This is a genomic window from Asanoa sp. WMMD1127 (genome assembly GCF_029626225.1).
Lineage (GTDB): Bacteria > Actinomycetota > Actinomycetes > Mycobacteriales > Micromonosporaceae > Asanoa.
Genome location: NZ_JARUBP010000001.1, coordinates 6472507 through 6485724, shown reverse-complemented (window position 1 = coordinate 6485724; position 13218 = coordinate 6472507). Strand labels below are relative to the sequence as shown.

Here is a 13218-nt window from a genome sequence, read left to right as displayed (position 1 = left end):
TTCCCCCCAAGTTGGTAAGCGGTGTCCCGAGATCTTAAGCGCGCTGGACGGCGGTTCCGGTTGTCAGCTTTTCGACCGGGCCGTGACGTGCGGCGGCGGAAATGTGGGTGGCGAGCACCCATGCCGTGGGCGGGCCGGCCCGCTGAGCATCGTCCGCATGTCGACACACCACACACCACCATCCCTGCCTGCCTGGTTCGCCCGGGCCGTCGCCGTCCTCGGCGCCGTCGCCATGACCCTCGGTCTCGGCGCCGGCGTCGCCCAGGCCCGGCCCGCGCTCACCCAGGCCGACGTCACCGCGATGGCCCGCACCATCTACGCGGACGCGGCCGACGCGCTGCGGTACTCGTTCGCCGTGACCGCGGCCGACCCGGGCCGGGCCTGGCCGGCCGGCAGCGTCGAGGCCAAGCTCGCGGCCGGGTTCCGGGACATGCCGGCCTCCCGGCGGGACGCCTACCGCTCGGGCGCCAAGGCGGCGCTGGCGTCCGGCGAGTTCGGGCAGTACAGCCGCATCCGGCCCGGTGACTTCGCGGGCCGCGGCTTCGCCGGCGCCTACGCGGAGAGCCCGCTGCCGGTCGACGCGGGCCGCTTCGGCGCCGCGCTGAAGGGCTCGCTGGCCCAGCGTCCGGTCGCCGGCGGCGGCGAAGAACAGGATGCGGTCTGCCGCGACTGCCCGGACCCGCACGAGGACTGCGAGCTGCTCGGCAACTGCGACCCGGACCCGCTGCCGACCCGCCCCAAGACGGGCGTGAAGTTCATGCTCAACCGCGTGACCTGCGTCGACGAGACCGGCAGCGGCGTCACCGAGTGGGGCTCGGACGAGATCGCCTTCGGCGGCCTCATCGTCACGCCGGGCGGGGAGACGATCCAGAAGACGGCGTACGAGATCCCGCAAGGCTTTGACGACGGGACGATCTGGACGTTCTACAACCAGGGCCACGTCTTCGGAAACTTCGACCTGCCGCTGACGTACCCGGCGGTGTACACCGCGACGGTCCTCCTGACGGAGGTCGACGCGGGCGGCTTCGCCAACGTCCTGACCACGGTCTGGCAACAGGTCCGCGGAGTGGTGCAGCAGAAGATCGCAGAACGCGTCGGCCAGGTCCTGGAACCGATCCTGAAGAGCAAACTGATCGCGCAGGCATTGGGCCAGCTGGCCGGCTACTTCGCCGGCGAGCTCATCACCTGGATCGTCAACTCGTTCCAGGACGACACGTTCCTGCAGGCCGGCACGTCCACCATCACCCTGAACAGCATCGACGACGCCCTACCGGGCGGAGTGTTCCGCTTCCAGGACCACGACGGCACCTACGACGTCAGCTATTCCTGGAGCTGGCGCCGCTGACCCACCCGACGGTGTGCGGCCTCGGCCGCACACCGTCGGTCCAGGTAGTGGAGAAGGCCCCCTCAGGCAGTCAGCCACGCCAATACTCTTGAAGCGCGGAGCAGCTCTCGAGGCGACGCAGGACGCCTTCTCTTTCGACGGCTGCACAGGTGGGTTGCACGTTGACGGCGACGTCGTGTTGGTCAGAGTAGGAGAAGCGGTTCCGTCGTCAACACCGACCTTCGAGGGACCGTTGAGATAGGCGACGAGGCGCCCAGGGTCGCCAGGCACGGCGATGACGTCCGTCAGCGGAGGGCTGTCTGAAGCCATCGGATCGAAATGGCTGCAAACGACAGCTTCAGCGGCACCCGTCGGCACCAGCTCGACCGACTGGTCGCCGACGGGCACGCCGCTTGGCGCGCCGAAGGATCCCGCGCACCCCTCGGCGCCTGGACTGGACGGCGTGATCTCCGTCGTCTGGGCGGCCGCTGGGACGGGCGCCGGCGCGCACGCTGACAGCCCGAGCGCCAACGCCACGACGCCCGCTGACAAACCCGCTCGCCGTTGCGCGATCGTGCGTGTCGCCGTATCGGTCACCACGCCAGTCCGCGGAATGGCGCCGCTCCATGGCGAACTGCCCGATCGCGAGGTCGTCACGTCGGCCATGTCCTGGACGTACATCCGCGATCCTGAACCAGCGGACACCACACCCTTGGCACGAACGCCGCTGCCATCGAGCGAGAAGACGGGTCCACCGCTGTCCCCCTTGCGACCTGCGGTCTGCCCGTCTTCTTGGCGGCAGATTTCGGGCCACCGTCGAACATCCAGTACGAGCCCCGCGCGCTGATGAGCAACAGGTCCCGATCCCAATCCTCCGACGGAGTAGCGCGGCCGATCAGCTCCCTAGCGCCGTCGTAGGCGTTGTCAACGCCGTCGGCGTACCAGGTGGCGCAGTGGGCTGCGGTGAGCACATAGTTCGTGCCGTGGGCAGCGACGTTGACGCCGAAGCCCGTGGTACACGATCCCGGCCCGACGCCCGCATCGGGGAGGCACATGTAGGTGCCGGAGTTCCACGCGGATGGTGTTTCGCCTCGTGCAGCCAGATGACGGGCAGGCCAGGAAGTCGATGGACTGGTCGGCTTCGGTGACCTCGACCGGCACCGCTGGTCGCACAGCGTTGACCACCGCCTTGGCGTCGGGGAGAAGGCGGCCGGCCTTGGCACGCGCCGCGGCTGCCTCCGCCGCCGGCATCTGCTCAACACCCAATCCGCTGCCGTCGTACTTGACAGTGATGGGTTGGATCACGCCCGCGTGCTTCACCGCAGTCCAGATCTTCTCCGCTTCCGCTTCGAGCTCGGCCTTCGAGAAGCGGGCTGGCCGAACCGCGACCGGTGCGACGCCTCGGGCCGACGTCAAGTCAAGCCATCACCCTCGAATGCCACCGAGGTGAAGCCACCCGCTGGATCCTTCATCGCCGCTTCGGTAGGGATTGTGGTCGCGGGCGCGAGTTCTGACTGCCTTCGCATCTCAGCGAGCAGGGCCGGATCCATGTTGTCGGTCAGTTGCGGCTCCGCAAATGCGTCAATGTCATCTACGCCATGTGACACTGTCCGGTGACGGACGGTGTGCGAGGCACGGAAGGCTTTAGGGCCGCACCGGGCGATGGCCGCCCAGGGTGCTCTCGCGGGTCAACAGGCGGAACGGGGGCTGGATGTCGTACGGCGGCTGGACCGGCTTTCCTTCGATGCGGGCGACCAACGCCTGCACGGCCAGCCGCCCGATGTGTTCCTTGTCCGGCGAGATGGTGGTCAGCGTCGGGTTGCTGAAGCGTCCCTCTTCTATGTCGTCGATGCCGATCACCGCGACATCGTCCGGAATCCGCAACCCCGCCTCGGCCACCGCCCGCATAGCGCCGATCGCCACCAGGTCGTTGTAGGCGAACACCGCGTCCGGCGGCTGCGTCCGCGCCAGCAGATCACGCATCGCGAGCAGCCCGTCGGCCCGCCCGAAGGCCGACGTCGGCGCCGCCAGCGCCGGGTCCCAGGGCAGCCCCGCCCCGGCCAGCGCCTCGCGATACCCGCGCAGCCGCAGGTGGGCCGACTGTCGATGGTCGCCGGCCTGGGCGCCGATGAAGGCGATGCGATAGCGGTCCAGCGACACCAGGTGCTGCACCGCGACGTGGCTTGCCGCGATGTTGTCGATGGCGATGTGGTCGTGGGGCACGTCGTAGACGCCCTCGCCGATCAGGACCATCGGTGTCGCCGGTGGGCGGGCCAGGACCTCCTCGCGGGCGACGGCGACCGGGCTGAAGATGAGGCCGTCGATGATCTGGCGGCGGGAGTTCTCGATCATCGAGAGCTCGCGGTCGTACGCCCCAGCCGTGTCCTCCATGACCAGCGTGTAGCCCAGCCCCGCCGCCTCGCGGATCGCGGCGCCCGCGAGTTCCGCGAAGTACGGGTTGTCGAGCTCCGGAATCGCCAGCGCGATGATGCCCGTGCGGCCCAGGCGCAGGTGGCGGGCCGACAGGTTCGGCGCGTAGCCCAGCTCGTCGATCGCCGACTGCACCCGTTGCCGGAGCTCCTCGCCGACCGGCCGGTAGCCGTTGACCACATTGGACACCGTCGACAACGACACCCCGGCCCGCGCCGCGATGTCCTTCAGGCTCACGCCGCCCACCCGTACACCCCCATCAGCGGAGCCGTCTGATCCGGCTCAAACGACTCGGCGTCACCATCACGACTAACAGAGAGGTGCCGCTGATCGTGCCGGCGCCGCCGACCAGCAGGGTACCGCCGACCACGACCGCGGCGATCGGGTCGGGCCCGGTGCCCGTTGTAGAAGTCGATCGGTCTCTATAACGTTATAGAGCCAACCATCGATGTATCAGGCCGGCCACCACTGGCGCGATCTCTACTTCACTGGAACGGAGCAAGGTATGAAACCGTCCCGTCGTACCTCCGTTGTCGCTCTCCTGGCCTTGGCGGTCGGGTTGCTGGCGGCCCCGGGCACCGCCCAGGCCGCGCCGGCCAAACCGCCGCCGCTGACCACGCCGTGGACCGCCCAGGCGCTCAACGGCACGCCGCTGCCGGAGTACCCGCGGCCGCAGATGACCCGGCCCGACTGGCAGAACCTCAACGGCGAGTGGCAGCTGCGCCAGTCGGCCACCGACGACGCGCCGCAGTTCAACACCAACCTGCCGGAGCGCGTCAACGTGCCGTTCCCGGTCGAGTCGGCCCTGTCCGGTGTCATGCGCGCGCCGGGCGACAACCGCAACTACCTGTTCTACCGGCGGACGTTCACCGTGCCGCCCGGCTGGGCCGGGCGGCGGGTGCAGCTCAACTTCGGCGCCGTTGACTACCAGACCACCGTCTGGGTCAACGGGCAGCAGGTCGGCGGGCACGTCGGTGGCTACGACGCGTTCACGTTCGACATCACCCCCGCGCTGAACGGCGGCACCAACGAGCTCGTCGTCAAGGTCTGGGACCCGAGCGACACCCGGCAGAACGGCAGCCTGCCGCCGATCGGCAAGCAGACCAAGACCCCCAACGGCATCTTCTACACGCCGAGCTCCGGCATCTGGCAGACGGTGTGGCTCGAGCCGACGCCGGCGTCGTCGATCAGCTCGGTCGACCTCTATCCCAACCTCGCCAACAACACCATCCGGGTACGGGTGTTCACGCGCGGCTCGGTCTCGGGCCACTCGGTGCTGGCCGAGGCGCTGAACGGGTCCACCGTGGTCGGCTCGGCGACCGGCGGGTTCACCGAGTTCGCCGTGCCGGTGCCGGCCGCGCGGCGGTGGTCGCCGGACGACCCGTTCCTCTACAACCTGCAGGTGACGCTGCGCAACGCGTCCGGGGCGCTCGTGGACCGCACGACGCACTACTTCGGGATGCGGGAGATCACGACGGGCCTGGTCAACGGGGTACGCCGCCCGCTGCTCAACGGCCAGTTCGTGTTCCAGACCGGCACGCTCGACCAGGGCTACTGGCCGGACGGCGTCTACACGGCCCCGACCGACGCGGCGCTGGCGTTCGACCTGCAGAAGCACAAGGACCTGGGCTTCAACATGGTGCGCAAGCACATCAAGGTGGAGCCGCAGCGCTGGTTCTACCACGCGGACCGGCTGGGGCTGCTCGTCTGGCAGGACGTGCCGTCGCTGACCGCACAGAACGTCGACCCGAACGCGGCCCAGCAGGCCCAGCTCGAGGCCGAGGCGCGGGAGATCGTCAACGAGCACCGGTCGTCGCCGGCGGTCGTCGCCTACACGGTCTACAACGAGGGCTGGGGCGAGCGGTCGCTGGTCGACACCCAGCGGTTCGGCAACGCGGTCAAGGCGCAGGATCCGACCCGGCTGGTCAACGTCCACAGTGGGCACAACTGCTGTCAGTCGTTGGGCAACCCGGGCAACGGCGACATCGACGACTGGCACGTCTATCTCGGCCCGGACGCCCCCGTGGCATCGTCGCGGATCTCGGTGCTGGGCGAGTTCGGCGGCCTGGGCCTGCACACGCCGGGCCACGAGTGGTCGCCGAGCGGAGGCTTCTTCGCGTACGAGTGGCAGGCCAACGCGACCGCGCTGACCGATCGGTACGTGGGGCTGGTCGCCGGGGTGCAGAACCTGATGCTGGGCAAGGGCCTGTCGGCGGCGATCTACACGGAGATCACCGATCTGGAGGGCGAGCTGAACGGGTTCGTGACGTACGACCGGCAGGTCGTGAAGATGGACCAGGCCCGGGTGCGGGCGGCCAACCAGGCGCTGATCGCGGCGTCCCGGTCACTGCCGGCGCTGGCGCCGACGACGTTGCCGGTCAACCAGCGACGGTCGCTGCAGGTGACGACGCCCGGCTTCACGGACCGCTATCTGCGGCACCAGAACAGCCTGGCGTACACCGAGGTGGTCAATGCCGGGTCGTCGGCGCTGCTGAAGAGCGACGCCACGTACACGATCCGTCCGGGTCTCGCCGACGGGTCCTGCTACTCGTTCGAGTCGGTCAACTTCCCGGGCCAGTTCCTGCGGCACGCGAACTCGCGGGTGCAGAATTCCCCGAACGACGGCTCGGCCCTGCTGCGGGCGGACGCCACGTGGTGCGCGCGGACGGGCCTGACGGGTTCGGGCGTGTCGCTGGAGTCGTGGAACTTCCGCGGCTCGTACCTGAGGCACTACAACTCGGAGGTCTGGCTCTCCAACGGTGCCGGCGGCGCCGCCTATAACGCGCCGGGCCTGTGGACGGCCGACAGCACCTGGAACATCGCGGCACCCTGGGCGCCTTAGTGGACCGCGCGGGTGCGACGGCGTCGGCGCCGCCGCACCCGCGTCCCGCGGTCATGGCTTGAACAGCCGCCACTGCCCTTCGGACACGACCTCGACGGCGCCGTCGACCACCTTGATGGCGGTCTCGTCGTCGATCGCGTAGGTGGGCGCGGGGATGTGCGCCGCCCACCGCTCCGCGTTGGCCGGGGACGCGTCGAGGTGGTGCGGATGCGCGAAGTGCGGGATGAACCCGAAGTCGACGAGGCCCACCCCCTGCCCGGTGACCAAGAGCCGGTCGAGGTCGCCCTCGGGCGTCTCGAAGACGACGGGCGCGGTCTCGAACGGCCCGTCGGTCCCACGCGGCGGCTCTGGGTAGGTCTCGACGAACGTCGTGGTGGCTGCCATGCTGCCGGCGCTGACCCCGACGTAGACCGCCTCGGGCCGCAGCGTCGGCAGGAGCGCGGCGAGCCCGGACCGCCGCAGCCAGTTGGCGAGGAACAGCGGATCGCCACCCCACACGAGCAGCGCGTCGGCGTCGCGCACGGTCGGCACCCAGGCGTCCTCCTCGATGTGCGGGAGCGCGGTCAGCTCCAGGATCCCCAACGACTTCCACCCGAGCTGCGGCAGCGCCTGACCGGAGAGCGCGTGCCACGCCATGGCCGGCCCGCCGGGAAAGGGATAGATCGCGGTAGGAATGAACAACGCGTTCGCCTGGTCGATCGGCTTACCGAGCAGATCGACAAGGGCGTCGTTGATGCTGGCGTTCTTGACCCCGGACGAGGTCAGCAGAGCTCGCATGCGCCCGACACTAGTCGGACCGGCTCCCGCAAGGGAGCCCGTCCGACCGGTGCGCCGCCGTCAGGCGTTCGGGTCGATGCGGATGTCCTTGACGTTGATGTTGTAGCGGGCGATGACTTCCTGCTCGTCCTTGTTGAAGCCTACGTTGACGATGCCGTTCTTGATCTCGGGGTAACGCAGCTTGCGAAAGCCGTCGCCGAGGAGGTCGTCGTCGAAGTCGTCCTCCTCGACGATCCGTCCGCCGATCCAGAGGAAGTCGCCCTTGAACACCGGGAACGCCGCGACACTGTTCACCCTCAGCTCGGTCCGCGGCGCCAGGTTGATCCCGTCGTCCTGTTGCCACATGACCTTGCGGGCGCCCGCCCGCGGCTCGCCGTTGGCGTCGATGAAGACGCCGCGTGCCTCGAGCTGACCGAAGACTTCGATATTGGTGCCCGAGTCGCCCTCGGCGTTCGTGCACTGGAGAGCTTCCAGGACCACTTCAACATCCTTCACTTCGCGCGCCATGACGTTCCTCCCGCCACTATGAATCGGCCGCCCAGGCGGCCCCCATTTCGAGCGTAGGGCGGTTCGCGGGCGGGAACCGATGAACGGAAATCTGGGTCGGATGAGGCATGTGGGCTGGTTCGGCATTCAACGTCTACAATGGACGGCATACCTTGACGGCGGTGCGGGTGAGGGGAGACGCTTCGGTCAACGCGCCTGGAGCCGGGCGTGACGAAGGCGGGAGAGAATGACCAGCGCGCAGCTGTACGACACCATCGGCGCCACCTACACGGTGACCCGGCGGACCGAGCCGCGGATCGCGGCGCAGTTGTGGGAGGCGCTCGGGCCCGCGCGGACCGTGCTCAACGTCGGGGCCGGCACCGGCTCCTACGAGCCGCCGCACAGCGACGTCACCGCCGTCGAGCCGTCGGCGCTCATGCGGGCACAGCGGCCCGCGGATGCCGCGCCGTGCGTGGCCGCGTCGGCCGACCGCCTGCCGTTCGCGGACCAGTCGTTCGACGCCGCGATGGCGTTCGCCACCATCCATCACTGGCCCGACCCGATCGCGGGGCTGCGCGAGCTTCGCCGGGTCGCGCGGCGGGTGGTGGTGTTCACGCACGAGACGACGGCGGCCGGGTGGTTGGACAGGTTCTGGCTGACCCGCGACTACCTGCCGGAGGTCGGCGACCTCGTCGCCGGCCGGCCGTCGTTGTCCGAGCTGGCCGAGGCGATCGGCGGCCGCACCGAGCCGGTGCCCGTGCCGTGGGACTGCGTCGACGGCTTCTTCGAGGCCTACTGGCGCCGACCGCAGGCCTACCTGGACGAACGCGTCCGCCGCGGCACCTCGGTCTGGACCAAGGTCGGTGCCCGAGCCGAACACCGGGCGGTGAACGCGCTCCGCGCCGACCTCGACTCCGGCCACTGGGCGGACCGCAACCGCGACCTCCTCGACCGGGACGCGGCGGAGCTCGGCCTGCGCCTCCTCATCGCCTGAGTTCCGTCCGGAAGGTGCGGCGGTAGGACTCCGGGGGCACGCCGAGCGTGCGGTGGAAGTGGCGGCGGAGGGTGGTGGCCGTGCCGAGGCCCGACTCCGCGGCGATCGTGTCGATGGTGCGGTCCGTATTTTCCAGCAGCTCCTGGGCCCGGCGGATCCGTTGTGTCGACAGCCATCGCAGCGGGGTCGCGCCGGTTGCCGCGCGGAAGTGGCGGGCCAGGTTGCGGGAGCTCATGTTGGCCCGGCGGGCCAGGTCCTCGACCGTCAGCGGGCGGTCCAGGCGCTCCAGCGCCCACGGCAGCAGCGCCGCCAGTGGGTGGTCCGCGCGCGCCGGCACCGGGGTCGTGACGTACTGGGCCTGGCCGCCCTCGCGGTGGGGTGGCACGACCAGGCGGCGGGCGACCGCGTTCGCGACCGTGGCGCCGTGGTCGCGGCGGATCAGGTGCAGGCAGAGGTCGATCGCGGCGGCCTTGCCGGCGGAGGCGAGGACCGTGCCGTTGTCGACGTAGAGGACGTCCGCGTCGACCCGCACGAGCGGGTGGCGGGCGGCCAGCTCGTCCGTGTGCGCCCAGTGCGTCGTCGCCCGCAGGCCGTCGAGGACGCCCGCGGCGGCCAGCACGAACGCGCCCGTGCACAGCGAGACGAGCCGGGCGCCGGCGGCGTGGGCGGCGCGCACAGCGTCAAGCAGGGCCGGCGGCAGCGGAGCGTCGACGTCCTCGATCGACGGGACGATGACCGTGTCCGCCCCGACGAGGCGGTCCAGGCCCGCGTCGGGCGAGATCTGGAACCGGCCCATCCGCACCGGGCCCGGGCCGCAGACCACCAGGTCGTACCACGGGTCGGCCAGGCCCGACGGGTCGCGGACGAAGATCTCGCAGGCCAGCGCGAACTCGAAGTGCAGCATGCCGTCGGTGGCGGCGAGCGCGATCGTGGCCATGTCCGAAACTGTACGGGGCACGGCGTTCCAGACACTGTCCGGTTCCGCCCGCCGGCGCGACGATCATCGGCATGACAGAGAACGAGACCGTCGCGGTGTACGGCGCGTACGGGCACACCGGCCGCTTCGTCGTCGCGGAGTTGCACGATCGCGGGTTCGTCCCCTTGGCGCTGGGCCGCGACCCGGCCAAGCTGGCGGCGGCTCACCCGGGCCGGGCACACCGGGCGGCCGAGGTGACCGACCCCGACTCGCTCGACCGTGCGCTCGCCGGCGCGGCCGCCGTCGTCAACTGCGCCGGTCCCTTCGCCGAGACCGCCCGCCCGCTGGTCGAGGCGGCGCTGCGCGCCGGCATCCCGTACGTCGACGTCGCCGCCGAGATCGAGGCCAACCTCGACACCTTCCGTGAATTCGCCGACCGCGCCCACACGGCGGTGGTCCCGGCGATGGCGTTCTACGGCGGGCTCGGCGATCTGCTGGTCACCGCCGCGATGGGAGACTGGACGGCCGCGGACGAGGCGCACGTGGCGTACGCGCTGAGCAGTTGGCACCCCACCCCGGGCACCGTCGCGTCGGGCGCCGTCTCCCGCCGGCGGCGCGACGGCCGCCGGGTTCGTTACACCGGCGGAAAGCTGGACTACCACACCGCCGACGCACCCCTGCCGACGCTCGACTGGGATTTCCCTGGACTGGGCCGCCGCACCGTCCTCGGCGACTTCTCGATGGCCGACATCGTCACGGTCCCGCACCACCTGGCCATCCCGGAGGTACGCACTTACATGACCACCGAGGCGGCCGGCGACCTGGCGGCCCTGGATCACCGCGCTCCGACGGCGGTCGACGAGCGCGGCCGGTCCGACCAGACCTTCACCGTCGACGTCGTCGTCCGGCGCGGCGCGACCCGCCGCCGGATCACCGCCAGTGGCCAGGACATCTACGCGGTCAGCGCGCCGCTGGCCGTCGAGGCCGTGCACCGCCTCCGCACCGGCCGCGCGAGGACCACCGGCGTGGCCTCGGCGGGCGAGATGTTCGACGCGCCCGACTTCCTCCGCGCCCTGTCCGAGCACCTCACGGTGGAGCCGGACCTACCGGCCGGGACGCGGTAGCGACCTGGCCGGACCCGCGTCGGTGAACGACGTGTCGCGGGAGACCTCCGACCACGCGCGCACCTCCTCGGTGGCCGCGGCGAGGTGGGCCAGGATGCCGTCGACCGCGTCGCCGCCGAGCGGCAGGCGCAGCGGCGGCTCGTCGGCGGCGAGGGCCCGCAGTATCGCCGCCGCGGCGCGGGCCGGGTCGCCGGACTGGGCGCCGTGCGAGGCCGTCAGGAACGCGCGGGTGGCGCCGACCGTCTCGGCGTACGCGCTGGTCGGTTTCGTCTCGTGCATGCGCGGGCCGAGCAGTCCCGTGCGGAAGTTGCCGGGTTCGACGATCAGCACCCGGATCCCGAGCGGCGCGACCTCGGCCGCCAGCGACTCCGAGTAGCCCTCGAGAGCGAACTTCGTCGCGCAGTACGCCGAGAAGCCCGCGTTGCCGACCACGCCGCCGTAGGAGGACATCTGCACGATCGTTCCCGAGCGCCGGGCGCGCATGCCGGGCAGCACCGCCCGCACCAGCGCCGCCGGGCCGAAGACGTGCACCTCGAAGAGGTCGCGCAGGTCCGCGTCGGTGGTCTCCTCGGCCGCGCCGACCTGGCCGCGGCCCGCGTTGTTGACGAGCACGTCGATTCGGCCGTAGCGGGCCTCGACGTCGGCCACGACCGCCGCCACCGCGGTCGGGTCGGTGACGTCGAGGGGAAGGGCTTCGATCCGGTCGGGGTACGCGTAGGTCAGCCCGTCCACCCTCCGCGACGTCGCCACCACCACGTTGCCGGCTTCCGCCGCCGCTTCCGCCATCGCCCGTCCGAGGCCGTTTCCGGCGCCGGTGATCAGCCATACGTCCATGAGGTCAACGCTCCACCGCCGCCCCGGTCGGTGTCCAAGACCCGCTGTGATAACCAGGAGTCATGACCGACGTGCACCTGCGCGAGCTGCGCTACTTCGTCGCCGTGGCCGAGCGGCTGCATTTCACCCGGGCGGCCGAGGCGCTCTATGTCAGCCAACCCGCGCTCTCCAAGCAGATCCACGCGCTGGAGACGCAGCTCCGCGCGCCGCTGTTCGAGCGGGACCGTCGCACCGTGCGGCTGACCGCGGCCGGCGAGGCGCTCCTGCCTGGTGCCCGGGCGGCGCTCGAGGCCTGGGCCGCGGCGGAGGCCGACCTGGCGGCGGCGCTGGCCCGGCAGGCCGCCGAGCTGGTGGTCGGGATGAGCACCGGCGTCGGCCGGTCCCTGCTGCCGGCGGTCCGGGCCCGGTTCGCGGCGGCCGCGCCCGACGCCGAGCTGCGGCTCCGCCAGGTCCCGTGGAGCGACCCGACCGGTGGGCTCGGCGATGCGGCCACCGACGCCGCGTTCGTCTGGTTGCCGCTGCCCGACGACGAGCGGTTCGCGTGGGTCACCGTCGCGACCGAGGACCGGCTGGTGGCGCTGGCCGCGTCCCACCCGCTGGCCGGGCGGGACACGATCGCGTTCGCCGACCTGCGCGACGAGCCGTTCCTCGCGCTGCCACCGTCGAGCGGCCCGCTGCGCGACTTCTGGCTCGCCACCGACCAGCGCGCCGGCCACCCGGTCCGGATCGCCGCCGAAGTGTCCACATCGGAGGAGACGGCCGAGTCGGTCGCCGCCGGCCTCGGTGTGGTCCTGCTGGCCGCCGGCAACGCGGCGCTGCTGCGCCGGCCCGACGTCGCCCTGCGGCCCGTGACCGGCCTGCCGCCGGCGGAGCTGGTGCTGGCCTGGCGCGCGGGCGACGACCGCCCGCTCCTGCACGCGCTGCGCACCGCCGTGCGGCAGGCCACCGGTCGACCATGAAACTCAGTAGGTGACGCCGCCGCCCGGTGTGGGCTGCTGGCCGCCGCTGGTGATGGCGTCGCCGTTCGGGTTGACCAGCCACCACAGCGCGCCGAAGGCGTTGACGCCCTGGCCGTTGGTCTGGTTCGGGGCCGTGTCGGCGATGAACCGGTACAGCGGGTGGTTGTTGTAGGTCACCTGCTTGGTGTTGTCCTGCCGGTTCGACGTGCCGAGCTTGCTCGCGTCGACGCCGTTGCCGGCCTGCACCGCGCCCTGTGTGACCAGCGGCGGCCACTGGGCCGCGCACGCGCCGTTGCAGGTCGAGGTGTTGCCGGTGTCGGCGACGAAGAGGTAGAGCGAGTTGCCCTGCGCGTCCGCCAAGTGCCCGTTGGTGACCTGCACCGTCACGCTGGCCGGCGGCGCGCCCTTCGCCTCGGCCGCGCCGGCGGTCGTCGCACCGGCGGCGCCGACCACCACAAGCGCCGCACCGGCCACGCCGACCCCGATCTTCGCCCAGAAACTCCTTGGCCTCCCAGCCATGGCGCTGTTCCTT

At 71.2% G+C, this 13218-nt stretch carries 10 protein-coding genes and 1 pseudogene; 5 read left to right on the top strand and 6 right to left on the bottom strand.

Annotation, left to right across the window (positions count from 1 at the left end; genetic code table 11):
• Positions 1-157 precede the first annotated feature (157 nt).
• Entirely contained in the window at positions 158-1345 is a 1188-nt protein-coding gene (locus O7635_RS30985; RefSeq protein ID WP_278084034.1) for a hypothetical protein, read from the top strand.
• A 1623-nt stretch (positions 1346-2968) separates the two neighbouring features.
• Here the strand turns inward: O7635_RS30985 and O7635_RS30980 are convergent.
• Entirely contained in the window at positions 2969-3991 is a 1023-nt protein-coding gene (locus O7635_RS30980; protein ID WP_278084033.1) for a LacI family DNA-binding transcriptional regulator, read from the bottom strand.
• 268 nt (positions 3992-4259) lie between these two features.
• Here O7635_RS30980 and O7635_RS30975 point away from each other — a divergent pair, with 268 nt between their 5' ends.
• Positions 4260-6596 carry an AbfB domain-containing protein gene (locus O7635_RS30975; protein ID WP_278084032.1) on the top strand — a complete coding sequence of 779 codons (2337 nt, stop codon included), beginning with the start codon at positions 4260-4262 and terminating at the stop codon, positions 6594-6596.
• A gap of 51 nt (positions 6597-6647) precedes the next feature.
• Here the strand turns inward: O7635_RS30975 and O7635_RS30970 are convergent, their stop codons facing one another.
• Positions 6648-7373, bottom strand: a complete 726-nt coding sequence (locus tag O7635_RS30970) for a Type 1 glutamine amidotransferase-like domain-containing protein (RefSeq protein WP_278084031.1) — start codon at positions 7371-7373, stop codon at positions 6648-6650.
• A 60-nt stretch (positions 7374-7433) separates the two neighbouring features.
• On the bottom strand, positions 7434-7880 hold the full coding sequence (locus tag O7635_RS30965) for a hypothetical protein (protein WP_278084030.1): 447 nt from the start codon (positions 7878-7880) through the stop codon (positions 7434-7436).
• A gap of 217 nt (positions 7881-8097) precedes the next feature.
• Here O7635_RS30965 and O7635_RS30960 point away from each other — a divergent pair.
• Positions 8098-8853 (top strand): annotated as a pseudogene (locus tag O7635_RS30960) (methyltransferase domain-containing protein); the annotation flags it as partial.
• Here the strand turns inward: O7635_RS30960 and O7635_RS30955 are convergent.
• Positions 8843-9790: a helix-turn-helix domain-containing protein gene (locus tag O7635_RS30955; RefSeq protein ID WP_278084029.1), complete on the bottom strand. Its 948-nt coding sequence runs from the start codon at positions 9788-9790 to the stop codon at positions 8843-8845. The pseudogene O7635_RS30960 and the gene O7635_RS30955 overlap by 11 nt on opposite strands.
• A gap of 71 nt (positions 9791-9861) precedes the next feature.
• Between O7635_RS30955 and O7635_RS30950 the strand changes: the two genes are divergently transcribed.
• Entirely contained in the window at positions 9862-10893 is a 1032-nt protein-coding gene (locus tag O7635_RS30950) for an NAD(P)H-binding protein (protein ID WP_278084028.1), read from the top strand.
• On the opposite strand, the gene O7635_RS30945 is transcribed toward O7635_RS30950, so the two are convergent.
• The gene (locus tag O7635_RS30945; RefSeq protein ID WP_278084027.1) at positions 10873-11727 is read right to left on the bottom strand and encodes an oxidoreductase; all 855 of its coding nucleotides are present in this window, start codon (positions 11725-11727) and stop codon (positions 10873-10875) included. The two genes, O7635_RS30950 and O7635_RS30945, sit on opposite strands and share 21 nt — an antisense overlap.
• A gap of 62 nt (positions 11728-11789) precedes the next feature.
• On the opposite strand from O7635_RS30945, the gene O7635_RS30940 reads away from it, so the two are divergent.
• Positions 11790-12686 carry a LysR family transcriptional regulator gene (locus tag O7635_RS30940; RefSeq protein WP_278084026.1) on the top strand — a complete coding sequence of 299 codons (897 nt, stop codon included), beginning with the start codon at positions 11790-11792 and terminating at the stop codon, positions 12684-12686.
• Positions 12687-12689: 3 nt separating this feature from the next.
• On the opposite strand, the gene O7635_RS30935 is transcribed toward O7635_RS30940, so the two are convergent.
• Complete coding sequence (locus O7635_RS30935; RefSeq protein ID WP_278084025.1) at positions 12690-13205, bottom strand: hypothetical protein; 516 nt, start codon at positions 13203-13205, stop codon at positions 12690-12692.
• Positions 13206-13218: the final 13 nt, after the last annotated feature.

Excerpts from the sequence above, each read along its gene's own strand:
- O7635_RS30985 (WP_278084034.1), top strand. The coding sequence starts at position 158 with ATGTCGACACACCACACACCACCATCCCTGCCTGCCTGGTTCGCCCGG.
- O7635_RS30975 (WP_278084032.1), top strand. The coding sequence starts at position 4,260 with ATGAAACCGTCCCGTCGTACCTCCGTTGTCGCTCTCCTGGCCTTGGCG.
- O7635_RS30970 (WP_278084031.1), bottom strand. The coding sequence starts at position 7,373 with ATGCGAGCTCTGCTGACCTCGTCCGGGGTCAAGAACGCCAGCATCAAC.
- O7635_RS30965 (WP_278084030.1), bottom strand. The coding sequence starts at position 7,880 with ATGGCGCGCGAAGTGAAGGATGTTGAAGTGGTCCTGGAAGCTCTCCAG.
- O7635_RS30955 (WP_278084029.1), bottom strand. The coding sequence starts at position 9,790 with ATGGCCACGATCGCGCTCGCCGCCACCGACGGCATGCTGCACTTCGAG.
- O7635_RS30950 (WP_278084028.1), top strand. The coding sequence starts at position 9,862 with ATGACAGAGAACGAGACCGTCGCGGTGTACGGCGCGTACGGGCACACC.
- O7635_RS30945 (WP_278084027.1), bottom strand. The coding sequence starts at position 11,727 with ATGGACGTATGGCTGATCACCGGCGCCGGAAACGGCCTCGGACGGGCG.
- O7635_RS30940 (WP_278084026.1), top strand. The coding sequence starts at position 11,790 with ATGACCGACGTGCACCTGCGCGAGCTGCGCTACTTCGTCGCCGTGGCC.
- O7635_RS30935 (WP_278084025.1), bottom strand. The coding sequence starts at position 13,205 with ATGGCTGGGAGGCCAAGGAGTTTCTGGGCGAAGATCGGGGTCGGCGTG.